At 37.9% G+C, this 21505-nt stretch carries 29 protein-coding genes and 2 tRNA genes; 20 read left to right on the top strand and 11 right to left on the bottom strand.

The window, feature by feature from the left end:
• On the top strand, positions 1 to 453 hold the full coding sequence (locus AC6EJB_RS06885) for an N-acetyltransferase (protein ID WP_498490602.1): 453 nt from the start codon (positions 1 to 3) through the stop codon (positions 451 to 453).
• Between the two features lie 13 nt (positions 454 to 466).
• Here the strand turns inward: AC6EJB_RS06885 and AC6EJB_RS06880 are convergent.
• Positions 467 to 540: transfer RNA gene (locus AC6EJB_RS06880), tRNA-Arg, on the bottom strand.
• Positions 541 to 620: 80 nt separating this feature from the next.
• Here AC6EJB_RS06880 and recF point away from each other — a divergent pair.
• Together recF and speD are read left to right on the top strand one after the other, a co-directional pair.
• A complete protein-coding gene (gene recF / locus AC6EJB_RS06875) occupies positions 621 to 1721 on the top strand; it encodes a DNA replication/repair protein RecF (RefSeq protein WP_498492981.1) in 1101 nt (366 codons plus the stop codon).
• Between the two features lie 40 nt (positions 1722 to 1761).
• On the top strand, positions 1762 to 2229 hold the full coding sequence (speD, locus tag AC6EJB_RS06870) for an adenosylmethionine decarboxylase (protein ID WP_498490601.1): 468 nt from the start codon (positions 1762 to 1764) through the stop codon (positions 2227 to 2229).
• Between the two features lie 47 nt (positions 2230 to 2276).
• Here speD and larE read toward each other — a convergent pair whose 3' ends face one another.
• Positions 2277 to 3125: an ATP-dependent sacrificial sulfur transferase LarE gene (larE, locus tag AC6EJB_RS06865; protein WP_498490600.1), complete on the bottom strand. Its 849-nt coding sequence runs from the start codon at positions 3123 to 3125 to the stop codon at positions 2277 to 2279.
• 128 nt (positions 3126 to 3253) lie between these two features.
• Here larE and AC6EJB_RS06860 point away from each other — a divergent pair, with 128 nt between their 5' ends.
• Positions 3254 to 4405 (top strand): cob(I)yrinic acid a,c-diamide adenosyltransferase, encoded by a 1152-nt coding sequence (locus AC6EJB_RS06860; RefSeq protein WP_498490599.1) that lies wholly within the window; start codon positions 3254 to 3256, stop codon positions 4403 to 4405.
• A gap of 6 nt (positions 4406 to 4411) precedes the next feature.
• On the opposite strand, the gene moeB is transcribed toward AC6EJB_RS06860, so the two are convergent.
• Both moeB and AC6EJB_RS06850 read right to left on the bottom strand, forming a co-directional pair.
• Positions 4412 to 5557, bottom strand: a complete 1146-nt coding sequence (moeB, locus tag AC6EJB_RS06855; protein WP_498490598.1) for a molybdopterin-synthase adenylyltransferase MoeB — start codon at positions 5555 to 5557, stop codon at positions 4412 to 4414.
• A gap of 23 nt (positions 5558 to 5580) precedes the next feature.
• Positions 5581 to 6093 (bottom strand): M67 family metallopeptidase, encoded by a 513-nt coding sequence (locus AC6EJB_RS06850; RefSeq protein WP_498490597.1) that lies wholly within the window; start codon positions 6091 to 6093, stop codon positions 5581 to 5583.
• A gap of 123 nt (positions 6094 to 6216) precedes the next feature.
• Here AC6EJB_RS06850 and AC6EJB_RS06845 point away from each other — a divergent pair, with 123 nt between their 5' ends.
• On the top strand, positions 6217 to 6579 hold the full coding sequence (locus AC6EJB_RS06845) for a CAAD domain-containing protein (RefSeq protein ID WP_498490596.1): 363 nt from the start codon (positions 6217 to 6219) through the stop codon (positions 6577 to 6579).
• A 42-nt stretch (positions 6580 to 6621) separates the two neighbouring features.
• Here the strand turns inward: AC6EJB_RS06845 and AC6EJB_RS06840 are convergent, their stop codons facing one another.
• Positions 6622 to 7509, bottom strand: coding sequence for a fructosamine kinase family protein (locus AC6EJB_RS06840; RefSeq protein ID WP_498490595.1), 888 nt, complete (start codon positions 7507 to 7509; stop codon positions 6622 to 6624).
• Between the two features lie 28 nt (positions 7510 to 7537).
• Here AC6EJB_RS06840 and crtD point away from each other — a divergent pair, with 28 nt between their 5' ends.
• Positions 7538 to 9055, top strand: coding sequence for a C-3',4' desaturase CrtD (gene crtD / locus AC6EJB_RS06835; RefSeq protein ID WP_498490594.1), 1518 nt, complete (start codon positions 7538 to 7540; stop codon positions 9053 to 9055).
• Here the strand turns inward: crtD and AC6EJB_RS06830 are convergent.
• The gene (locus tag AC6EJB_RS06830; RefSeq protein ID WP_498490593.1) at positions 9048 to 9923 is read right to left on the bottom strand and encodes a prephenate/arogenate dehydrogenase; all 876 of its coding nucleotides are present in this window, start codon (positions 9921 to 9923) and stop codon (positions 9048 to 9050) included. The two genes, crtD and AC6EJB_RS06830, sit on opposite strands and share 8 nt — an antisense overlap.
• Before the next feature lie 73 nt (positions 9924 to 9996).
• Here AC6EJB_RS06830 and AC6EJB_RS06825 point away from each other — a divergent pair, with 73 nt between their 5' ends.
• Together AC6EJB_RS06825 and AC6EJB_RS06820 are read left to right on the top strand one after the other, a co-directional pair.
• Positions 9997 to 11445: a helicase gene (locus AC6EJB_RS06825; protein ID WP_498490592.1), complete on the top strand. Its 1449-nt coding sequence runs from the start codon at positions 9997 to 9999 to the stop codon at positions 11443 to 11445.
• 38 nt (positions 11446 to 11483) lie between these two features.
• Entirely contained in the window at positions 11484 to 11723 is a 240-nt protein-coding gene (locus tag AC6EJB_RS06820) for a DUF2839 domain-containing protein (protein ID WP_498490591.1), read from the top strand.
• A 20-nt stretch (positions 11724 to 11743) separates the two neighbouring features.
• On the opposite strand, the gene recA is transcribed toward AC6EJB_RS06820, so the two are convergent.
• From recA to AC6EJB_RS06795, 5 genes are all read right to left on the bottom strand, one after another.
• Positions 11744 to 12877, bottom strand: coding sequence for a recombinase RecA (gene recA / locus AC6EJB_RS06815; RefSeq protein WP_498490590.1), 1134 nt, complete (start codon positions 12875 to 12877; stop codon positions 11744 to 11746).
• A gap of 112 nt (positions 12878 to 12989) precedes the next feature.
• Positions 12990 to 13769: an HAD family hydrolase gene (locus AC6EJB_RS06810; RefSeq protein ID WP_498490589.1), complete on the bottom strand. Its 780-nt coding sequence runs from the start codon at positions 13767 to 13769 to the stop codon at positions 12990 to 12992.
• Positions 13770 to 13782: 13 nt separating this feature from the next.
• Positions 13783 to 13854 (bottom strand) — tRNA-Gln (locus AC6EJB_RS06805).
• Positions 13855 to 14037: 183 nt separating this feature from the next.
• Positions 14038 to 15060, bottom strand: a complete 1023-nt coding sequence (locus AC6EJB_RS06800; protein WP_498490588.1) for a Light dependent period protein LdpA domain-containing protein — start codon at positions 15058 to 15060, stop codon at positions 14038 to 14040.
• 12 nt (positions 15061 to 15072) lie between these two features.
• Positions 15073 to 15537: an NAD(P)H-quinone oxidoreductase subunit N gene (locus AC6EJB_RS06795; RefSeq protein WP_498490587.1), complete on the bottom strand. Its 465-nt coding sequence runs from the start codon at positions 15535 to 15537 to the stop codon at positions 15073 to 15075.
• 368 nt (positions 15538 to 15905) lie between these two features.
• Between AC6EJB_RS06795 and rplC the strand changes: the two genes are divergently transcribed.
• From rplC to rplX, 12 genes are read left to right on the top strand one after another with little or no spacing between them, the layout of a single operon-like run.
• On the top strand, positions 15906 to 16562 hold the full coding sequence (gene rplC, locus AC6EJB_RS06790) for a 50S ribosomal protein L3 (protein ID WP_498490586.1): 657 nt from the start codon (positions 15906 to 15908) through the stop codon (positions 16560 to 16562).
• A gap of 2 nt (positions 16563 to 16564) precedes the next feature.
• Positions 16565 to 17200 (top strand): 50S ribosomal protein L4, encoded by a 636-nt coding sequence (rplD, locus tag AC6EJB_RS06785; RefSeq protein ID WP_498490585.1) that lies wholly within the window; start codon positions 16565 to 16567, stop codon positions 17198 to 17200.
• On the top strand, positions 17193 to 17504 hold the full coding sequence (locus AC6EJB_RS06780) for a 50S ribosomal protein L23 (RefSeq protein WP_498490584.1): 312 nt from the start codon (positions 17193 to 17195) through the stop codon (positions 17502 to 17504). The genes rplD and AC6EJB_RS06780 overlap by 8 nt, the downstream gene beginning before the upstream one ends.
• 4 nt (positions 17505 to 17508) lie before the next feature.
• Positions 17509 to 18372 (top strand): 50S ribosomal protein L2, encoded by an 864-nt coding sequence (rplB, locus tag AC6EJB_RS06775; RefSeq protein ID WP_498490583.1) that lies wholly within the window; start codon positions 17509 to 17511, stop codon positions 18370 to 18372.
• Positions 18373 to 18407: 35 nt separating this feature from the next.
• A complete protein-coding gene (gene rpsS, locus AC6EJB_RS06770) occupies positions 18408 to 18683 on the top strand; it encodes a 30S ribosomal protein S19 (protein ID WP_269608978.1) in 276 nt (91 codons plus the stop codon).
• Between the two features lie 2 nt (positions 18684 to 18685).
• Positions 18686 to 19066, top strand: coding sequence for a 50S ribosomal protein L22 (gene rplV, locus AC6EJB_RS06765; RefSeq protein WP_498490582.1), 381 nt, complete (start codon positions 18686 to 18688; stop codon positions 19064 to 19066).
• Positions 19066 to 19800, top strand: coding sequence for a 30S ribosomal protein S3 (rpsC, locus tag AC6EJB_RS06760; protein ID WP_498490581.1), 735 nt, complete (start codon positions 19066 to 19068; stop codon positions 19798 to 19800). The genes rplV and rpsC overlap by 1 nt, the downstream gene beginning before the upstream one ends.
• 12 nt (positions 19801 to 19812) lie before the next feature.
• Positions 19813 to 20298, top strand: coding sequence for a 50S ribosomal protein L16 (gene rplP / locus AC6EJB_RS06755; protein ID WP_498490580.1), 486 nt, complete (start codon positions 19813 to 19815; stop codon positions 20296 to 20298).
• Positions 20295 to 20507, top strand: a complete 213-nt coding sequence (gene rpmC, locus AC6EJB_RS06750; RefSeq protein ID WP_498490579.1) for a 50S ribosomal protein L29 — start codon at positions 20295 to 20297, stop codon at positions 20505 to 20507. The genes rplP and rpmC overlap by 4 nt, the downstream gene beginning before the upstream one ends.
• A gap of 10 nt (positions 20508 to 20517) precedes the next feature.
• Positions 20518 to 20784 (top strand): 30S ribosomal protein S17, encoded by a 267-nt coding sequence (gene rpsQ, locus AC6EJB_RS06745; protein ID WP_413679101.1) that lies wholly within the window; start codon positions 20518 to 20520, stop codon positions 20782 to 20784.
• Complete coding sequence (rplN, locus tag AC6EJB_RS06740; protein WP_498490578.1) at positions 20781 to 21146, top strand: 50S ribosomal protein L14; 366 nt, start codon at positions 20781 to 20783, stop codon at positions 21144 to 21146. Before rpsQ ends, rplN begins: the two co-directional genes overlap by 4 nt.
• A 2-nt stretch (positions 21147 to 21148) precedes the next feature.
• Complete coding sequence (gene rplX, locus AC6EJB_RS06735) at positions 21149 to 21505, top strand: 50S ribosomal protein L24 (RefSeq protein ID WP_498490577.1); 357 nt, start codon at positions 21149 to 21151, stop codon at positions 21503 to 21505.

Genomic DNA, 21505 nt, shown 5'->3' with positions numbered 1-21505 from the left:
ATGCTTGGATTAAATTCAGTAAATAAATGCCCCCAAATTCCTGATGGCTTTGTATTACTTAGAAATGAAACTGTTTCTGTACGAGAAATAAATAGGCTTCTCTCAAGATGTAATCAAGATACTCATCAACCAAGAAAGTTTGAATTAGCTTTAAAAAGTAGTGATTTTTATTTAACCCTTCTTCAAAAAACTTCTCATAATATTGTAGGTTTTGTTCGTGTGACTAGTGATAAAGGTTTAAATGCAAATTTATGGGATTTAGCATCTGAGCCTGGGGGGCAACAAGAAAAATATATGTCAATTATAGTTTTTAAGGCAATTGAAATTATTAGACGTGAGTTGCCAGGGTGTAGCATTTCTGTTGCTGCTCCATTAATTTCACTTAAAGCATTAAAAGCTAATGGGTTTTTATTGGATCCAAATGGTATTCAAACAATGGGATTTAGGCTTTGAAAATTTATTTTTACGAGCATGGAGGGACTCGAACCCCCGACTCTCAGAACCGGAATCTGATGCTCTATCCAACTGAGCTACATGCCCAACGAAGGGGGTGTTATTAAAAAAGGCCAAATGCTGAGACCTTATTAAAATTAGCTTACATACAAATTCTATAAAGAAACATTCAACTTCATCAGTTAGAACTTAATAATTTCCGAAATTATCGACGTTTTCAGTTTGAGTTAACTGAAAATAGGTTGATAATAACAGGTCAAAATGGAGTTGGTAAATCTAATCTTTTAGAATCTGTAGAGCTATTGTCTAGTTTACGTTCTCATCGATCTAACCGAAATCAGGATTTGATTTATTGGGATCAAGATCAGGCTACCTTAAGAGCAATAATTGAAGATGATCAAAAACTTTCATTAGAATTGAATAGAAAAGGTGGTAGAAAAGCTTTCAAAAATGAAAAACTCTTAAGTAGGCAAATTGATTTGATTGGACCTATGAGAAGTGTAGGTTTTAGTGCTCTTGATCTGGAATTAATAAGAGGAGAACCGTCTCTAAGAAGAAATTGGTTGGATAGAATTGTTCAACAACTTGAGCCTATATATTCTGACTTGATGGGGAGGTTTTCTAGATTGCTTAGGCAAAGAAGTCAGCTTTGGCGTAATTTAAATATCGTATCAACTAAGGATCAAATGATTTTATTAGATTCTTTTGATATGCAAATGGCTTTGGTGAGTACAAGAATTCATCGAAGACGTAGGCGTATTTTAGATCGTCTACTTCCTATTGCTTCAAACTGGCAACAACATCTTAGCAATAGCAAAGAGAAATTGGATATTACATATTTGCCAGGTAGTAAACTCGAGGGTGAAGAGAGTGAAAGGCTTTGGAGGGAGAGTATTGAACGTCAACTTTTAGAAATGAGATCTGAGGAAGAGATATCGGGTACTTGCCGAGTAGGTCCTCATCGTGATGATGTTCAGTTTTTAATAAATGATGTAGATGCAAGACGCTTTGGTTCTGCAGGTCAGCAGAGGACTATTGTATTAGCGTTGAAATTGGCCGAATTAGAATTAATTAAAACGTTGTATGGCAAAACTCCAATTTTGCTTTTAGATGATGTGTTGGCTGAGTTAGATTCCAAACGACAATTATTGCTTTTAGAGGCTGTTGGTCAAAAACATCAGTGTTTAATAAGTGCAACACATGTGGAATCTTTTGAAGGTGAATGGGTACGAAACTCACAATTAATGCAATTAGATTCCTTTGGTTGAAACTATTGGTCGGTTATTGTGGAAATGATTTTTTGATAATATGGAACCTTTTTTACCCGAATTGCATCCAAACCCTGGATGGGGAGACTCTTGCAAGTCAAAAGATATAGAAAGCATACCTACTAACTCTAGTGAGCATATTGGAAGGCACTGCATACTTGAACTGTATCAATGTGATCATGCAAAGCTGAATGATGAAGCTTTTATAAGGACAACAATCACCTCATCGGCCAAAATCGCTGGTGCAACTCTCTTAAACTTGGTAACACATAGCTTTAAACCTCAGGGAGTAACAGGACTAGCGTTATTGGCTGAATCTCATATATCAATACATACATGGCCCGAGATTGGTTATGCAGCTATTGATGTTTTCACTTGCGGGGACCATACGATGCCTGAAAAAGCTTGCAAATTACTTTTTAAAGATTTTTTGGCTCAGCACTTCTCTTTCAGAAATATTGCGAGAGAGATCCCTTCAGGAGTCCAAACTTTGCATCGTGAACTTTGATAAAAATGAACAGTTAAATAAACCAAACATCTTTATGAAATCAGAGTTTATTTTTTATTAGTCTTTAAGTCTCTAGTAAGTTTTCCGCTAATTAAACCCTCTAAATCTAGGCTGATGGAATGGAAACCTAAATACAAAAAATATTTAATCAATTTATTTCTATCAATAATTTTCAGAAAGTGATCTATTTCATTTGCAGGTAATTCGATTCTGGCTGAAAGGCCTTGACTTCTTACACGTACTTTTGAAAAACCTTTATTAATAATCCATTCTTCTGCTAAAGCAATTTGCTCAAGCCTTTTCGAACTTATCTCCTCTCCAAAAGGAATACGAGAGGCTAAACAGGGTTGAGCAGGTTTATCCCACCAGGGTAAACCTAAAGATTTGGAAATTGAACGAATTGATTTTTTATCTATTTCTAATTCAGCAAGAGGGGATATAACTCCAGCTTGATTAGATGCCTTAATGCCTGGTCGAAAGTCTTGAAGATCATCATAATTCACTCCATCAAGAACCTGAGCATTATGGAATCTTTTGGAAATTTGATCTAAATGTTTATGCAATTCTTGTTTGCATGCAAAGCACCTATTTTCAGGATTATTAAAGTAATTTGGTTCATTGATTTCATTCGTTTGACATTCTTCATGATGAATACCAATCCAAGCTGCTTGAAGACGCGCTTGCTTAAGTAAATACGGAGCTAAGGAAGGAGAGACACCAGTCACAGCAAAAGCTTTTGAACCTAGTTGTTCTTGCGCTATTGTCGCTACCAAAGAACTATCAACGCCTCCAGAGAAAGCAACACAGGCTTGATTTAGATCTTTAATAAACTCCCTTAACAATTTTAATTGCTTTAGCTCTGGGTCAGATAAAGATTCAAGTTGACTAAAAAACACTTTTTTGAAAGATCATTGATTAGATTGAGACTCTTACACCCTTTCATCTTTGTGTGTATTTTGCATATTCTATGACGTCTAATGTAGAAGTAGTTAAGTTGCATGCATAAGAAGCAGAATTTTCTATCGTGGTATTAAACGGTATAGGAATTACGACAGCATCGGAAAGAGAGGAACGTAGTCACGGACAATTACATGTTTATGACGGAGAGGGTAAAGGTAAGAGCCAAGCAGCTTTGGGTGTGGTTTTGAGGACTATAGGTCTAGGTATATGTGAGCAAAGAAAAACTAGAGTATTACTTCTTAGATTCTTGAAAGGACCTGGTCGCTCGTATGATGAAGATGCAGCAATTGATGCTTTGCAGCAAGGCTTTCCTCACCTGATAGATCAAGTTAGGACAGGTAGGGGCGAATTTTTTAGTGCCGACCAATCCACCAAATTTGATTATCAGGAAGCTCAAAGAGGATGGGACATAGCAAAAGGGGCGATTGCTAGTGCCTTATATTCAGTTGTTGTCCTAGACGAATTGAACCCAGTTCTGGATTTGGGATTATTGCCTGTTGGAGAAGTAGTTAAAACACTAACTGCGAGACCAAACGGTATGGAAATTATTGTCACTGGACGAGCGGCACCAAACCCTCTGATTAAAGTTGCGGAACTTCATTCTGAGATGAGAGCTCACAGACGGCCTGGAATTAACAACGACGAAATTCTTTTTGAGAATAATGTTGGTGGGATTGAAATATATACAGGTGAAGGGAAAGGTAAATCCACCAGTGCTTTGGGTAAAGCTTTACAAGCTATCGGTAGAGGAATAAGTCAGGATAAAAGTCATCGTGTATTGATTTTGCAATGGCTTAAGGGTGGTAGTGGTTACACAGAGGATGCCGCTATTGCAGCTCTTAGAGAAAGTTATCCTCATTTAGTCGACCATCTTCGATCTGGTAGAGATGCGATTGTTTGGAGGGGGCAGCAACAGCCTATTGATTATGTAGAAGCTGAGAGAGCATGGGAAATTGCAAGGGCAGCGATTTCAAGTGGTCTCTATAAGACTGTGATTTTGGATGAGTTAAATCCAACTGTTGATTTGGAGCTACTACCAGTTGAGCCTATTGTTCAAACATTGCTTCGTAAACCTGCAGAAACTGAGGTGATTATTACAGGAAGATGCAAAAACCAACCTATATACTTTGATTTAGCAAGTGTTCATTCTGAGATGGTATGTCACAAGCACTATGCAGAAAATGGAGTTGATTTAAAAAGGGGAGTTGATTATTAGTTTTAATTAATTTTCTTCGTTATTCCAGGCTTCAATACCTCCCTCAATATTAATACCTTTTATTCCAAATTTGTTTAAATGCTTTAATGCTCGTAATGATCTTTTTCCACTTTTACAAAATACATAAAGATTTTTTTTTGCGGTAAGGGTTTTTATTTCATTCATGGCTTTCCCACTTTCAATAGTGCTAAGAGGTATAAGTTTTGATCCTTCAATTGAAAATTGATTGTATTCATTTTGGTCGCGAACATCTATTAAGATTATTTCTTTTGATGATTGGCTAAGGAGTATTTTTAATTCCTTAATTGAAATACTTTGTATATCACAATCCACCTCATTTTTAACCGTGACCTCTGAACAGAAACTTTGATAATCTATTAGTTTATTGATATGTCTATTTTCATCCTTCGGTGTCAATTTTAGTTCTTTAAATCTCATCTGTAATGCATTAAAAATTAGGAGCCTGCCGTTCAATGGATTACCAATATTTGTTATTATCTTGATGGCTTCTGCAGCTTGAATTGTTCCAATAATTCCTGGCAGAATTCCCATAACACCTGCTTCAGAGCATGATGGAATTAATTCTTGAGGAGGAGGTGTTGGGATAAGGTCTCGATAGTTAGGGCTATCTTTTTTGAGATTAAATACACTTACTTGACCTTCAAATCTTGCAATTGAACCATATATATTAGGTTTCTTAAGTATTAGACAAGCATCATTAATTAGGTACCGCGTTGGAAAATTGTCTGAACAATCACATATCAAATCATAACTTCTAAGTATTTCCAAAGCATTCTTACTTGTTAGCTTTTGATTAAATAAATCAACTCTGCAAGAAGGATTTATTTTTAGTATTTGTTGCTTGGCAGAATCTGTTTTTAATAGACCTATTGAATTTGTTGTGTGAATGATTTGTCTTTGTAAGTTTGAATATTCAACGACATCAAAATCAACTATTCCGATACGTCCAATACCAGCTGCTGCAAGATAAATTAAAAGTGGAGATCCTAGTCCTCCTGTACCAATGCAAGCAACTGAGCTTGTTTTTAATTTCTCTTGGCCTTTAACACCTATTTCAGGAAGACTTATGTGTCTTGCATACCTAGCAATTTCTTCAGAACTTAAATTTGTTTCATTCTGGCTTTGCTCCATTAATCAAACCTTTCCTGATTGATTTACGATAAAGAAAAAATTTTAATTTTCACGCTATGAAAGTTTAATTTATTTTTGACCCACCATGCTTTTAAATCTCCATTTTTATTTGAAATAACCATAAGACCTGGCGATTGGTGTAAGAGTAAATCCATTTCCGAAGGTTTGTTTTCACCTGAAGGATGAGAATGAGCACAGCATAAGATTTCTAGATCATTTTCTCTTGCCCATTTTTGAGATGCAATTTGATCTTTAGCGTCTATTTCGAAGCGATTTTTTTTGGAGAATTGCATATTTTTTTTAATAGAAAACGATCTTATTTTTTGATCAATTAATTTTGATTCTTGTTCTCCCCAAATATTTCGACAATTCCAGATGTGGGTTATCTCCCAAATATATCTTTTGTGATCTTTAGCTGAGCTGTTGGTTTTGCCCATTAATATACAGCAGCCTTCTTCTGGCTCTGCTGCCTTTAAAAATCTGGAGAGAACACAATTCGTGTCCTTATGGAATTCAATATATTTTGGGGTTTTCATGAAAAAAAATGATTTGATTCGGCATCCTCTCTATTTTGGTTCGGACTTATCTCTATTCAGCCTATGGCATTTATTAAATTAATTCGATACGCTCAGTCCATATTTGCTTAGTAGCTTGTGTTCATGTCTGATGTTAATCCTGATTCTAAAGATGAATCAAAGGCAGGGAAAACAGAAGGTGTTAATTTTTCAGAACGTTACAGTGACGTAATGGGAAAAGTTAATGAATCTTTGAACAAAATTGATTGGACTCAAATGGGTAAGTATGGCAAAGCGGCAGGGATCATTGCCGTTGTTGTTTTAGCTCAAGTTTTAATCAAGGTTGTTATTGATACAGTTAATTTCTTCCCAATACTCCCTGGTCTGCTAGAACTTCTTGGAATTGTTGTTTTAGGCCAATGGAGTTGGCAGAACTTAACAACAAGTGAGAAAAGAACAGCTGTATTTGACAAAGTTCAAAATCTCAAAAAAGAGTACTTAGGATAAATTAATAAGAGAGAATAAAACAGATCTGGATCTGAGGTTTCGTTACAGACGAGATCTCAGATCTTTTAGCGTTTTTAGTGAATTTTCTTTGTAGTATCCACCAAATATATTTGCGTGATTAAGCAAATGGTAAAGATTATAAATATCAGTTCTATCTTTTGAAAATTTATCTAATGGCCAAATTTCTTCGTATCCTTGATAAAATTCTCTATTAAAACCACCAAATAGTTTAGTCATTGAGATATCAACTTCTCTGTCAGCCCAATAACTAGCAGGGTCATAAAGACTTCCTAAACCATTTTTAGTACTTCCGCAATTACCGGACCATAGATCACCATGAACTATTGAGATCCTTGGGTTATGATCATTAAGATATGAGCTTAAATATCTTAAAACATCCTCATAATCATTAACTCTAACTCCCCAAGCTTTTGCTTGTTTAAGTTGTGGTCGAAGACGATAATTTACAAAGAATTCTCCCCAGTTACAGTCCCAACCTTTTGTTTGGGTGCTAGAACCTATGAACCCTTCTTCTTCCCATCCGAAATTTTTTTGGCTCCACTCACTCGATGATTGATGCAGTAGTGCTAGGCCTTTCCCAAGGAGATTTTGTTGGGATTGTTTGAGATCTATCCATTCTAAAAAAAGTATAGATATATTTTGAATACTTATAAGATCAAGTGTTTTAGGAACGCAGATATACGATTTATTAGCAAATCTTTTTAGAACTGAAAGACACTCACGTTCGAACTTAAACATATTAATATTGTCGATATGATTTGATTTGGCGAAAACTCTCTTGCCATTTTGGAAATGAATGCACCAAGCTTTATGGATACAACCTCCGCTTACCGGAATTATTTTTTCTATTAATGAGTCGATGCTTATTTTATTTGAACTTGAAAGAGCCTTTTGGATTAATTCCTGCATTCACTTTATTCTCGCTTGAAAATTTTTGATGTCTGAAGAATCTATCATTGTTGTTGGCGGAGGGATAGCTGGCTTAACAGGTGCTGCTCTTCTCGCTAAAGAAGGTTATCAGATAACTTTGGTCGAATCACATCGTCAATTAGGTGGTTGTGCAGGAACTTTTAAAAGAGGTTCTTATACCTTTGATGTAGGCGCTACCCAAGTTGCAGGCCTTGAGAGTGGTGGAATTCATCATCGTTTATTTAAGTATTTAGATATTCCGTTACCTGATGCAAAAATTTTAGATCCTGGATGTTCAGTTGTTTTAGGTGATGGGAGTAGGCCAATCAATCTTTGGCATGATCCATTGAGATGGCAGAAAGAAAGACAAGAACAGTTTCCTGGGAGTGAGGTCTTCTGGTCATTATGTTCTAAAATTCATGAAAGTAACTGGGGATTTGTCGAAAGAGATCCCATACTTCCGGTAAGAAATTTTTGGGATTTAAGTCAATTAATTAGAGCTTTACGTCCTTCAAATCTTTTAACAGGTTTTTTGAGTAAGTTGACTATTTCAGACTTGCTTACCATAACTGGTTGTCATAAAGATAGACGTCTACGTAGTTTTCTAGACCTTCAATTAAAACTTTACTCTCAAGAGCCAGCAAGTAGAACGGCAGCTTTATATGGTGCAACTGTTCTTCAAATGGCCCAATCCCCTAGAGGCCTATGGCATCTTCATGGATCAATGCAAATTCTCAGCGATTTGTTGAAAGATAGTTTTTTGAGAGATGGTGGACGCCTTTTGATTGGGCATAAAGTGACCAAAATATTAAATAAAAAAAATTTAAATATTTTTGATGTCAATGTAATTGATAGAAGGAATAATTTGATAAAGCTGAAAGCATCTGATATTGTTTTTAGCTTACCTCCTCAATCTCTTTTAGATTTATTTCCTCTTGATGGAGGTTTATCCACAACATACCGTGAAAGTATAAAAAAATTACCCAAACCCAGTGGTGCCCTTGTATTTTACGGAGCTCTCCATCGTTCTGAGTTGCCAGTCGATTGTCCAGGGCATATTCAATTATTCGATGAGAATTTTGGTTCGTTATTTATTTCTATAAGTATGGAAGATGATCAGCGTGCACCAGCTGGAATGGCTACTTTAATTGCAAGTGTATTTGTTGATATTGATCAATGGTCTAATCTAGATAGTCAATCCTATTCCAGAAAAAAAAATATTTTAGCAAAAAAGATTAGAACTATTTTAAATAAAAAGTTTGATTTGCTAGAGACGAGTTGGGATCATCAAGAACTTTCAACTCCAAGAAGCTTTGAAAGGTGGACAGGACGTCCTGGTGGAATAGTCGGAGGGCTTGGTCAACATCCAGATCAATTCGGCCCTTTTGGCTTATCAAGTAGAACCCCTCTTAGAGGTTTATGGCTTTGTGGGGATTCAATTTATCCTGGCGAAGGTACAGCTGGCGTAAGCCAATCAGCCATGATGGTTGTCAGACAACTAATGGAATCTAGAGGTAGACATTTGAATATTCCTGTCTTTAATTAGTAGGTTTCAAAATGAAATTCTGTCTTATTTCCTGTGTTTTAACTAGTATTTTTTCGAGTTCGTCCCAGTTCTCTTCAAGTAAATATTTTTCAAATAGATCTAGAGAGTATCTATAAGATGCTAAATGTTTCTCTATATTTTTTTTATTCAATTTTGCCATAGAGACTCCTAGTTCTGGGTTGCCACCTCCGACCCTGGAGGTGTCAGCAAACCCACTGGATGCAATACTTTTTGCAAGTGAATATAAAGAAGGCTTTACAGCTTCACTAAGTGTATTGACTAATGCCGCGCTAATTAGAACTGGTAAATGTGAAATCAAGCCAACAGCTTCATCGTGGATTTGAGCTTCAGAGCTTATCCATATACTCCCAAGTGATAAAGAAATTTGGTGAACTATTTCGAGAGCTTGTTGATCAGTATCTTTATTTGGAGTAACGACCCATGGCTTATTTTTAAATAAATCATATTGACCTGCGTTAACGCCAGATTCTTCCGTTCCTGTCATTGGATGACTGGCTACAAAGCGCGGATGTAGCTTGTTCCAAGTATTTAAAATGGGGACTTTTACAGATCCAACATCAGTAACAACAGCTTTCTTAGGAATGGCATTGATTAAAGCGGATGAAGGATTCAGGAGTTGCTCAAGTGGTAAAGCAATATAAATAAGAGAACAATTTTTTAATACACTTGGATCAGTACTAATAATTTGGGCTAGTTTTCTTTCTCTTGCTTTATGTGCAGTTTTTTCACGATGAGTAATCCCATAAACTGTGTATCCAAGCTTTTGGAGATCTAAGCCTAAGGAGCCTCCGATTAGACCTAATCCGACAATTCCAATATTTTTTGAGGTTTTTGTTTTAAGCTCCATAGATAGTATTGTTCTATATCTTTATTGATAGGGCAACATGTTTAAAAGAATTTATTGATAAAAGGTCCTACTAATGCTTGAGGTGAATTCACATAAATATCTAAAAAAATACTATCAAAATAATCTTGCTCTATGGCCTCATAATTTGACCCTAACTAGATTGATCTCCAGAAGCTTAAGTCGTAAAGATAATACTTTTATTCAATTATCAAGTGACAGTAAAAATTTTTGGTGGCCTGGCCTTTTGATTCCACTTTGCTTGCATAACAATAATATTGTGCTGATTCTTTCAGAGAGACAATATCGACTTTTGTTTGAAGTGGAATTACCAAAGTTAAGATCCAGTCGATTAGGCTTTGATTATGTAGAAGGAATTGAATTAATTCCATCAGACAAAAAAATTTGGGTTCTAAGATATCAAGATCTTATTTTTGCACAGGAAAAAGATTTATTAAAAAATCGCCAATTAATTTTTCCTGAATCTGAGTTTATTTCTAGTGAGCTAAGAGAATCTATGTCTATTAAAATTACTGCAAAAGATTGGGAGAATTTAATTACTTCTCACTCACGTTATGAAGCTCCAATTATTGAAGTTCATGAGCGTCTAAGTCGAAGTCTTTTCAGTCATTCCCTAAGTTCTGATACTGTCGTAAGAATTGACTATAGGGAACTTTTAGCATTAAAAGAAATTCTCAAAGGTGATGTACCTTTAGTAATGCCTTGGAAACGAGCTCTTAGTGTCGTCAACAATGAATGGGTAACATGGGCGAAACTAGATAATCGAAAACTTAGTTGGGATTGGTATATTCAACCTTTGCTGCCTTTGCGAACTCTCTCAGGTCTGCTATCAAAAAATACTCTTTTGATGCTAAATAACTCAGGTCAAAGCGATTCTTTCTTTTTGGATTTAAATAGAAAAAAACTTACTTTCAATGTGAAGGTGAATTTAGGGAATAAATTTGATCAAGAACCTACTCCTTTGTTTGTTCCTAGAAGACAACCTTTGCCTAATACGTCTCACTTTTATCGTCATGTTATTCAACAGTGTCAAAGATTAATCCTTGGTCGTATTCGCCCAACTATTATCTTGGTAGATGATTTACAACTACGACTTCAGATAACTAGTGAATTAGCTGGAGAATTTGGATTGAGAGTCGTTCACGAAACTACTAATATTGAGACTAATGGGATTATTTGTTGTAGCTGTAATTGGTGGATTATTAATCAGTACAATTTGCCAACTCCAGATCAATTGATTTTCCCAGTTATTCCATTGCCTACTTTAGAATCACCTTGGATTGCCGCTAAAGTTGAAATGCTTAAGCATCAAGGTCGTGACTGGTTTCGAGAATTCCTTTTTCCAGAAACCCTTACTACCCTTCTTCAATCGCTTGCAACCATTAGGGGTGAAGATGTGCGAGTCGCCATACTTGACGGCCGTATGCACTATAGAAGTTGGGGAAAACTAATATTCGAAGCTCTGGAACCTTGGGTCGCTTTGGACCGTTTATTGCCTGATTAAAATCAATCTCTTAGATTAAAAAATATTGTTTTATTGTAATGGGAGAAGCTCGCCGAAGATCTGAACAAGGCTTAAAACCTCGTAGTCAGAAAAACTCTAAGAATGGGTCACCTCGTATTGTCTCTTGGTTTCCTGTTACGAAAGCTCAAAGAGATCAATTCATACAATTAAGTATTCGTGCAGGATGGGTAGGTATTGCTGCTTTAGTTATTCTTTGGATCATTGTTCGCTTTGTTGGACCTGCTGCAGGGTGGTGGATCCCTGCTGATATCAGATAAAGCATAGTATGTTTTTACCTTTAACCGTTCGCTGAAATTTGACTTAGGTTTGGTCGTGATGAAGCCTGTCGAGCAGCTGCCGCTAATGGTCTCATTGAATTAGCACTTACTTCTGAGCCTTCAGTTAACTTTTCTTTGACCAACTTTTCAATTAGTTCTTTTGATTCGGGATTTTGTTCAAGCCAAGTAATGGTATTGTCTCTTCCTTGCCCAATATTGTCACCTTCATAGCTATACCAAGCTCCTTTGCGGGTAACGATATTAGTCTCATCTGCCAAATCAAGAAGACAACCAAGAGTGCTAATTCCTTTTCCAAAAAGAATATCAAATTCGGCTATTCGGAATGGGGGTGCAACTTTGTTTTTTGCGACTTTCACTTTTGCACGAATTCCATATTCTTCAGTTCCTCTCTTTAAAGTTTGAATACGACGAATATCTAATCTTACAGATGCATAAAATTTAAGAGCGTTTCCACCAGTTGTTGTTTCTGGATTCCCGTATGTAATACCAATTTTTAGACGTAATTGATTTAAGAAAATTACTGTGCAACCAGACTTGCCAATATTTCCAGTAATTTTCCTCATTGCTTGACTCATTAAACGAGCTTGAGCTCCTACTGAATGATCACCCATTTCTCCTTCTATCTCTGAACGGGGCGTAAGTGCAGCGACTGAATCAACAACAACTAGATCGACTGCAGCAGATCTAATAAGTTGGTCAACGATTTCCAATGCCATCTCGCCTGTATCCGGCTGAGACACGAGAAGATTTTCTACATCAACCCCAAGAGAAGCTGCATAGACTGGGTCAAGAGCATGTTCTGCATCTACAAATGCAGCAACTCCGCCGTTACGTTGAATTTCAGCTATCGCATGTAATGTCAGCGTTGTTTTCCCAGAACTTTCGGGACCATAAACTTCAATTACACGTCCTTTGGGATAGCCACCACCAAGAGCTAAATCAAGAGTTAAAGCACCCGTAGATATTGTCTCTACCCGCATCTTTGAGGCGTCCCCAAGACGCATGATCGAACCTTTCCCGAAATTGCGTTCTATTTGCCCAACCACTAAGCTCAATGCTTTTTCTTTTTCTCCAGATTTTGCGTCTATTTTCTTAGATTCAGTTGATTGGAGTGATTTACCTTCGTTTGACATGACAAATAACGTTAATTCAGAGGAATAACAACAGACGTTGGGATTGATGATGAAATACTCAGTTCCTCAACGAATAGCATTTAAACCGATAGTACAGACGTACGCTATTAAGTCAAGACCACTTGGAAATAGGTTCTCGTAAAGTATCTGAATTTAATAATTTAATACCGGAAGGAAGATTATTTATATCCTGAGGTTTTAAGTATCCCCAGCTTGCTAAGTAGCAAGGGATAGATTTTAGCTTTGGATCTTCCAAGACTTTTTCCAATGTAGCTCTTCGATCTTCAATAAAACCTTGAATTATTCTTGTCTTTAAAAGTTGGTTCAAGACATCAACTTTACTTCCTGACTCGTGACCGAAAACAAGCTTTGGCTGAAGATCAAAAGAATCCAAAAGTTTTTTTGTGAACTCAATACTTTTTGTTGTTAAAACAGCAAATTCAATGCTTTCATTCTCAAGTGTCTTGAGACGCTGAGTAACTAAAGAAAAAGGCTCATGAAAATTTAACCATTGATTGAAATTATTTGATATTGCTTCTCTTCTAGTTTGATTTAAAGCTTCTTGTAATTGAAAAGGGGTCCAACCCCATTTTTCAAGGGCTAAGGAGCATTCTGTTTGATAATTTCTTGAGAAATTTTGTAAACCTTTTAAGTTTAATTGACTAGTTTTATTTGAACATTCAGCAGCCAAAATAACCATTTCCCAACCATGATGAACCCATGGCCTAATGATCTTAAAAGCTTTGGGAATATCACTAGGAAAAGAAATAATTTTTTTTTCTTTAGCAGAAAGTATATTTAGACAAGTTTGACGTGAACTTGACCAATACTCCTTAATGCCGTCAACGATGACGCCATCAAAATCAAGAACAAGTAGAGGTTTCTCTATCACTAACTGTTTAAAACTGGGCCGCTAGGATTCGAACCTAGGAATGTCGAGACCAAAACCCGATGCCTTACCACTTGGCGACGGCCCATTGTTCCAGATCTATGTTTGCAATAGAAAGACATAGATTTGAACTCTTTCTCTTAGATAATTGCATATTTGATTCAATCCTGTCATGTCTTTACCCAGTTTTTTTTAGTTAATCGGTAGATTTCTTCATTAATAAAGCTCAACGCGGGCTTTCGAATGATTGATTTAGCTAAGGAGAATCGAATTATAAAGATTTTCTTACAAGCCAAGGATTTATGAGTCGTTTTGCCTCTGCAAGAGCCGCTTCCCAGCCTTCAGGCCATTCTCTAAGACTAATTCTTTTGCGTTGAGCCTCTTCTAACCATGGTTGGATTATCTTTCTTGCTTTCCCTCCAAAAGCAACTCCTTCAGGGCCCTTGATCTCTGGTAGGTACTTAATGGTCGATTCATTAGTACCGCCAGCAAGCTGTAAGGGGCCTGGTGGCGCTATTGGGCGAATCCTTTCCCAAAGCTTTACTGCAATTTTAGCTGTGCCAGCTCCAAGATCTCCGCTCATTCTGCGCCCATCAAGTTGCCAAAGAGGTTTTTGATTGTGAATTCTCAGGAATTTATGACGCAACCATAATTCTTTTGCTAATTTTTCATGATTAATTCCATGACCTTGTAATCCACAACTAACAGATAATCGTTTTAATTCCAGGTTTACTCTAAAAATTTCTTTGATTGTATTTTCAAATTCTTTCGCTCTTCCTGGAGCAGTATGAATTTCCACTGCGTCTGGTTTGATCTTCGCTAATAATGGAGCAAAATCTTGCAGAGTTAATCTTCGATCCTTTTCTTGAATGATTCCTAATGGGCATGAATCAATACATCGGCCACATCCATAGCATTTATTAGTCTTTACACCACCATCGTTTTCAATCGCGTGAGCTGGACAAATGCTTTGACAGGGTCTTAAGCAATTCGAAGGACATAGGTCTGGATTAAACCAAGCTTTGCGAAAATGTGCATCTTTTCCATCACTGAAGCTGATCATCAGCCAAGGTTTTTTTCCATAAGTTTCGAAAACCCAATCAATAGCATTACGAGCGGCATTTATAACTGCTTCGTCGGCAGCGAGGTCAATGCAATGTACACCTGCAGCTCCATAAATTGAGCAAAGATCATTTATTGCAGGTAAGTCTTGATTACTTGCGCCACAAATTAATTTTACCCAGTTCCCTTTTTTGAGGGCTTCAGAATTGCATATCGAATTTTGATGAATCACCTTGATGAATTTCTAATCTCTTTTGATGAATTCATTTAATGGTTGCCATTTAATACTTCGAGCCCCTCCCATCTCAATAACAATTTTGATTCGAGGTTCCTTTTGGCAAAGATTATTTATTGCTAATAGTTCTGACTTGGATAGGACTTGACCCTCTAATAACCATAGAACCAAGGGTTTATCTTCGACTAACAATTCATTCAATTGAGGAATAACTTGTTGAACTTCCCCTAAAGCCCCATTTCTTCCGACATTTTGATGTCCCAAATGTGGTGGCCTGATTCCATGTAATTGGGTAAGAAAGACAACTGGATCCCCTAATCCTCTAGCGGAAGTTATCTGTGTTTGATATCCGCTAGCTCTAAGTCTTCGAAGTAAACGAGTTTCTGCTCCACCTTCTAATGGGCTAAGGATGGCAAGGCAGCCGAATGATTCAAGATCAGTGCGAAATTTCTGACCAGAGAGTAATAAAGGCATCCTTAAATCAAATTCTTTATCTTATTCAACTGAAGCATCACACAAAATGGGTGTTAATAGTGTAATCTTTTAAGTTGCTAAAGCTTTTCTATGCCCGCCCGCTAGCCGGGCCTCTAGACGCTTGAGCAGACTAGGCGTTTGCGTTTAGTCTTTTTGGCCAGTGCAGAAGAATTTATTTTCTTTTGTCGAGATACTCTTTGAACTTTTTGAAAAGTTTGAAAAAGTCTCAGCCAGCTGATAGTCGCTAGCATTTTTCCAAATAAATTGAACTTCAATTAACTTCAACTTTTTTGGCCAGATAAGCGATTTAATTCAGATTCCAAGTCTCTCTCAACAGATTGACCATTTAGCTGGCGTTTTTTTAACTCATGTCTTTAGGAATCCTAGGTAAGAAGTTGGGTATGTCCCAACTCTTCGATGATCAAGGCAGAGCCGTTCCAGTCACTTTGATCGAAGCGGGTCCCTGTCGAATCACTCAATTGAAATCTGCTGATACGGATGGCTATGCCGCTGTACAGATAGGTTTCCAATTGATCCGTGAAAAACTTATTAACAAGCCTTCAAAAGGTCATCTTGCAAAGTCAGGGGATGACCTTTTGCGTCATCTTCGAGAGTACCGAGTAGAAAATTCTGATCAATTTCAACTTGGAGCTTCAATAACTGTAGATGATTTCGAAAAAGGTCAAAAAGTTGATGTTAGTGGCGACACTATGGGCAGAGGATTCGCAGGTTACCAAAAGCGACATGGTTTTAGCCGTGGTCCTATGAGTCACGGTTCAAAGAATCATCGATTGCCTGGTTCAACAGGTGCTGGAACAACTCCTGGTCGCGTTTATCCTGGGAAAAGGATGGCTGGTCGTATGGGCGGTAAAAAAGTCACTACCAGAGGCCTTGAAATTTTAAAGATAGATACAAATCACAATTTACTAGTAGTAAAAGGATCTGTCCCAGGTAAACCTGGATCTCTTTTAAACATAAGACCTGCCAAAAGAGTTGGCGTTTCTACTCAGCAAGGAGGTAAATAATTATGGCTAACTGCACTGTTCTTGATTGGCAAGGAAAAGAGGCTGGAGAATCATCTATTGATTTGAAAACTGCCAAAGAATCCTCCGCGGCAGATTTATTACATCGTGCTGTTTTGCGTCAACAAGCTCACAGCCGCCAAGGGACTGCTAGTACTTTGACCAGATCTGAGGTTCGAGGCGGCGGCCGTAAACCCTACAAGCAAAAGGGTACTGGTAGAGCAAGGCAAGGTTCAATTAGAACTCCTCTTCGTCCAGGAGGTGGAATTGTGTTTGGCCCTAAGCCTCGCAAATATAATTTAGAAATGAATAGAAAGGAACGAAGACTAGCTCTTCGTACTGCTCTAATGAGTCGAATTTCAGACGCAAAAATAATCAAAGACTTCGCTTCAAAGCTTGAAGTTCCTAAAACAAGTGAAATTGTTGCTCTACTGAAGCGAGTAGGAATTGATTCTGATGGGAAAATTCTGATTATTCTCAATAAACCATCAGAAATTATAAAGCGCTCAATTAGAAACTTAGAGAAAGTAAAGCTTATCTCTGCTGATCAATTAAATGTGTTTGACCTTCTCAATGCCAATTCGTTGGTAATAGGCGAAGACGCATTATCAACCATTAAGGAGGTCTATAGCAATGACTAGATTTTTTGATAAACGACTTACTGATGTGATTAAGCGTCCTTTGATAACTGAGAAGGCTACAAAAGCTTTGGATTTAAATCAGTACACTTTTGAAGTCGATCCAAGAGCCGCTAAACCTGATATAAAAGCTGCTGTAGAAAAAATGTTTGATGTCAAGGTTCTTGGTATTAGTACTATGAATCCACCTAGAAAAAGCAGGCGAGTTGGAAGGTTTTCTGGGAAGAGGCCTCAAGTGAAGAAGGCTGTGGTCCGCCTCGCAGAAGGCAATTCCATACAGTTGTTCCCAGAATCAGAGGAGGCTTAAAACAATGGCAATAAGAAGTTTCAAACCTTACACACCTGGTACACGTACAAGAGTAGTAACTGACTTTAGTGAAGTTACATCCAATAAACCTGAGCGCTCACTTGTAGTATCTAAACATCGTAAGAAAGGGCGCAACAACCGAGGAGTAATTACCTGTCGTCATAGAGGAGGAGGGCACAAAAGGTTATATCGGATTGTTGATTTTCGTCGCAATAAGCATGGTGTTTCGGCCAAAGTTGCCGCAATACATTACGACCCGCATCGGAATGCAAGACTTGCTCTACTCTTTTACTCTGATGGTGAAAAGAGATACATACTTGCACCAGCAGACATAACAGTTGGGCAAGAAGTTATTTCAGGTCCAGATGCACCAATTGAAACTGGGAATGCTTTACCACTTTCTTCAATGCCTTTAGGGTCGAGCGTTCATTGTGTTGAACTCTATCCAGGGCGAGGCGGACAGATGGTTCGAACAGCTGGAGCGAGTGCCCAAGTCATGGCTAAAGAAGGAGATTATGTTGCATTGAAATTACCTTCAACTGAAGTTCGTTTAGTTAGAAAAGAATGCTACGCCACACTTGGAGAGGTTGGTAATTCAGAAATTAGAAATACAAGCCTTGGTAAAGCTGGGAGAAGAAGATGGCTGGGCAGAAGACCTCAAGTTAGAGGAAGTGTCATGAATCCATGTGATCACCCACATGGAGGGGGAGAGGGAAAAGCACCAGTTGGACGCGCTGGTCCTGTGACCCCTTGGGGTAAAGCTGCTCTTGGTTTAAAAACTAGGAAGAAGAATAAGCCCAGTAATAAGTACGTTCTTCGCAAGCGTCGTCGTGTATCTAAACGAAGTAGAGGAGGTCGCGATTCATGATTTCTATCTTTCTTTACCAATTCTTTTAAACCGTTATGGGACGTTCACTAAAAAAAGGGCCATTTATTTCCGACAGTTTGCTTCGTAAAATTGAGAAGCAAAACTCTAATGATGATAAAGCTGTCATCAAAACATGGTCCAGAGCCTCAACAATTCTGCCAATGATGATTGGCCATACAATTGCCGTTCACAATGGAAAGAGTCATATTCCTGTTTTCATAACTGAGCAAATGGTTGGACACAAGTTAGGAGAGTTTGCACCTACTCGAACCTATAGAGGTCATATCAGAGATAAAAAAGGAGCACGCTAATCATGACTACTTCATCTACTACAACGACAGCCCAAGCACATGGGCGTTATATTCGCGGATCTGCTTCAAAAGTACGACGAGTTCTTGATCAAATAAGAGGAAGAACTTACAGGGATGCTTTGATCATGCTTGAATTTATGCCTTATCGGTCAACTGAGCCAATCACGAAGGTATTGCGATCAGCTGTTGCTAATGCTGAACACAATCTTGGTCTTGATCCATCTGCTTTGGTTATTTCCACGGCTACTGCTGATATGGGACCACCAATGAAACGTTATAGGCCTAGGGCTCAAGGCAGAGCATTTGCTATTAAAAAGCAGACATGCCATATCAGCATTACTGTTTCTGCAAATCAATCAACCAATTCTGAGGACTCAGACTGATGGGACATAAAATTCACCCTACTGGAATTAGGCTTGGTATCACCCAAGAGCATCGTTCTAAATGGTATGCACCAACTAAAACGTATCCTTTACTCCTTCAAGAAGACGATCGAATTCGTACTTTCATTAAGAAAAAGTATGGTGCTGCAGGAATTAGTGATGTACTAATTGCTAGAAAAGCAGATCAATTGGAGGTTGAATTAAAAACTGCTAGACCAGGAGTGATTGTTGGTAGGCAAGGAAGCGGTATTGAAGAACTTAGATCTGGTATTCAAAAAACAATTGGCGATAGAAATCGTCAAGTACGTATAAATGTTGTTGAAGTCGAAAAAGTCGATGCTGATGCTTTTCTACTTGCCGAATATATTGCTCAGCAACTAGAGAAGAGAGTCGCCTTTAGACGAACAATTCGAATGGCTGTCCAACGTGCACAAAGGGCTGGAGTTTTAGGTCTAAAAATACAAGTTGGTGGAAGATTGAACGGAGCCGAAATAGCACGTTCTGAATGGACTCGAGAAGGACGAGTTCCTCTCCACACTTTGAGAGCAGAAATTGATTATGCAACCAAAGTAGCTACTACAACCTATGGCGTTTTAGGAATCAAAGTATGGGTTTTCAAAGGCGAAGTTCTTCCTAAAGAAGAACAGCCATTACCTGTTGGTTCTTCTCCTAGACGCAATAGGGGGAATCGAAGACCTCAACAATTTGAGGATCGTTCCAATGAAGGTAAATAAGGAGTTTTAATCATGCTTAGTCCCAAAAGAACAAAATTTCGCAAACAACAGAGAGGCCGTATGCGCGGTGTTGCTACTAGAGGCAACAAAATCGCTTTTGGTCAGTTTGCATTGCAAGCTCAAGATTGTGGGTGGGTTACCTCAAGACAAATCGAGGCAAGTAGGCGAGCTATGACTCGTTATGTAAAAAGGGGAGGACAAATTTGGATTCGTATTTTCCCTGATAAGCCAGTAACGATGAGGCCTGCTGAGACAAGAATGGGATCTGGTAAAGGTAATCCAGAATTTTGGGTTGCAGTTGTTAAGCCTGGTCGAATCTTGTTTGAAATGGGCGGAGAAGAAATTACAGAGGAAATTGCAAAAGAGGCAATGCGTCTTGCTCAATACAAACTGCCAGTAAAAACAAAATTTATTTCCCTAGAGGAAGATCTCAATAAGGGAAATTACAAACCTGCTAAAACGCCAGTTAAAGCAGATGATTCGGAGTCATCATCATGAGCAAAACAACTACGAAAGATGTAAGGAATCTCTCTGATTCTGAGATATCAGAAAAGATTGAAAACCTTCGAAAAGAACTTTTTGATCTTCGTTTTCAGCAAGCTACTAGACAGCTAGCTAAAACTCACCGTTTCAAAGAAGCACGAACCGAACTTGCTCAACTTTTAACGGTTTCTAACGAGCGAAGTCGCTCAAACACATCATCTTGATTTTTTAGTTATGGCACTTAAGGAAATGGTCGGCACTGTTGTCAGTGACAAAATGCAAAAAACAGTTGTAGTAGCTGTGGAAAATAGATTTCCACACCCTATGTACCAAAAAATTATTAGTCGGACTACTCGATATAAAGCTCATGATGCGGAAAACCATTGCAAAGTTGGAGACAGAGTTCGGATTAAAGAGACTCCTCCTATGAGCGCTCACAAACGATGGACGGTTACAGATGTTCTAGTTAAGGGTATGAAATCCAAGGAGGCTGCAAAATGATCCAGCAAGAAACATTCCTAACCGTTGCAGATAACAGTGGTGCCAAACGTTTGCAATGCATTAGAGTCTTGGGGTCTAATCGTCGTTATGCCCATGTTGGCGATGTAATTGTTGCTTCTGTTAAAGATGCAATGCCGAATATGGGAGTCAAAAAATCAGATGTGGTGAAAGCGGTTGTAGTTCGTACTAGAGCGACAATGCGAAGAGAAACAGGGAATTCAATTCGCTTTGATGACAATGCTGCTGTGCTTATCAATGATGATCAAAATCCAAGAGGTACCAGAGTATTTGGCCCTGTCGCAAGGGAATTAAGAGATCGTAATTTTACTAAAATTGTTTCCCTGGCTCCGGAGGTTATCTAGCTATGTCAGTAACTAACAAAACTAAAGTTTCTACAGATCGGATCAAAATGAAGATTCGCAAAGGAGATACAGTTCAAGTCATTTCTGGAAAAGACAAGGGAAAAACGGGTGAAGTTCTTCAAACATTTCCTTATGAAAATAGAGTTGTAGTTAAAGGAATCAATGAAAGAATAAAGCATGTAAAACCATCACAGGAAGGGGAAAATGGTCGAATAGAGACCAAAGAGTTTTCCTTGCATGCCTCAAATGTAATGATCTACTCAAGTAAAGAAAAAGTTGCGAGTAAGGTTGAAATTTTTGTAGATAAAGACGGATCCAAGAAACGACGATTAAAGAAGACAGGGGAATTAATTGATTAA

It is taken from the genome of Prochlorococcus sp. G4PB17, assembly GCF_059772445.1.
The sequence above is the reverse complement of the archived record's forward strand: the minus strand, read 5'-3'. Positions and strand labels throughout refer to the sequence as shown.

Bases quoted from the DNA above. Each gene is read 5' to 3' on its own strand.
- moeB (WP_498490598.1), bottom strand. From the start codon at position 5,557: ATGGAGCAAAGCCAGAATGAAACAAATTTAAGTTCTGAAGAAATTGCT.
- AC6EJB_RS06830 (WP_498490593.1), bottom strand. From the start codon at position 9,923: ATGGAGCTTAAAACAAAAACCTCAAAAAATATTGGAATTGTCGGATTA.
- crtD (WP_498490594.1), top strand. From the start codon at position 7,538: ATGTCTGAAGAATCTATCATTGTTGTTGGCGGAGGGATAGCTGGCTTA.
- recA (WP_498490590.1), bottom strand. From the start codon at position 12,877: ATGTCAAACGAAGGTAAATCACTCCAATCAACTGAATCTAAGAAAATA.
- speD (WP_498490601.1), top strand. From the start codon at position 1,762: ATGGAACCTTTTTTACCCGAATTGCATCCAAACCCTGGATGGGGAGAC.
- AC6EJB_RS06780 (WP_498490584.1), top strand. From the start codon at position 17,193: ATGACTAGATTTTTTGATAAACGACTTACTGATGTGATTAAGCGTCCT.
- AC6EJB_RS06795 (WP_498490587.1), bottom strand. From the start codon at position 15,537: ATGCCTTTATTACTCTCTGGTCAGAAATTTCGCACTGATCTTGAATCA.
- rplX (WP_498490577.1), top strand. From the start codon at position 21,149: ATGTCAGTAACTAACAAAACTAAAGTTTCTACAGATCGGATCAAAATG.
- rplC (WP_498490586.1), top strand. From the start codon at position 15,906: ATGTCTTTAGGAATCCTAGGTAAGAAGTTGGGTATGTCCCAACTCTTC.
- AC6EJB_RS06885 (WP_498490602.1), top strand. From the start codon at position 1: ATGCTTGGATTAAATTCAGTAAATAAATGCCCCCAAATTCCTGATGGC.
- rplD (WP_498490585.1), top strand. From the start codon at position 16,565: ATGGCTAACTGCACTGTTCTTGATTGGCAAGGAAAAGAGGCTGGAGAA.
- AC6EJB_RS06850 (WP_498490597.1), bottom strand. From the start codon at position 6,093: ATGAAAACCCCAAAATATATTGAATTCCATAAGGACACGAATTGTGTT.
- rpsC (WP_498490581.1), top strand. From the start codon at position 19,066: ATGGGACATAAAATTCACCCTACTGGAATTAGGCTTGGTATCACCCAA.
- AC6EJB_RS06845 (WP_498490596.1), top strand. From the start codon at position 6,217: ATGTCTGATGTTAATCCTGATTCTAAAGATGAATCAAAGGCAGGGAAA.
- AC6EJB_RS06840 (WP_498490595.1), bottom strand. From the start codon at position 7,509: ATGCAGGAATTAATCCAAAAGGCTCTTTCAAGTTCAAATAAAATAAGC.
- rplN (WP_498490578.1), top strand. From the start codon at position 20,781: ATGATCCAGCAAGAAACATTCCTAACCGTTGCAGATAACAGTGGTGCC.
- rplP (WP_498490580.1), top strand. From the start codon at position 19,813: ATGCTTAGTCCCAAAAGAACAAAATTTCGCAAACAACAGAGAGGCCGT.
- AC6EJB_RS06820 (WP_498490591.1), top strand. From the start codon at position 11,484: ATGGGAGAAGCTCGCCGAAGATCTGAACAAGGCTTAAAACCTCGTAGT.
- rpsQ (WP_413679101.1), top strand. From the start codon at position 20,518: ATGGCACTTAAGGAAATGGTCGGCACTGTTGTCAGTGACAAAATGCAA.
- rpmC (WP_498490579.1), top strand. From the start codon at position 20,295: ATGAGCAAAACAACTACGAAAGATGTAAGGAATCTCTCTGATTCTGAG.
- rplB (WP_498490583.1), top strand. From the start codon at position 17,509: ATGGCAATAAGAAGTTTCAAACCTTACACACCTGGTACACGTACAAGA.
- AC6EJB_RS06825 (WP_498490592.1), top strand. From the start codon at position 9,997: ATGCTTGAGGTGAATTCACATAAATATCTAAAAAAATACTATCAAAAT.
- rpsS (WP_269608978.1), top strand. From the start codon at position 18,408: ATGGGACGTTCACTAAAAAAAGGGCCATTTATTTCCGACAGTTTGCTT.
- rplV (WP_498490582.1), top strand. From the start codon at position 18,686: ATGACTACTTCATCTACTACAACGACAGCCCAAGCACATGGGCGTTAT.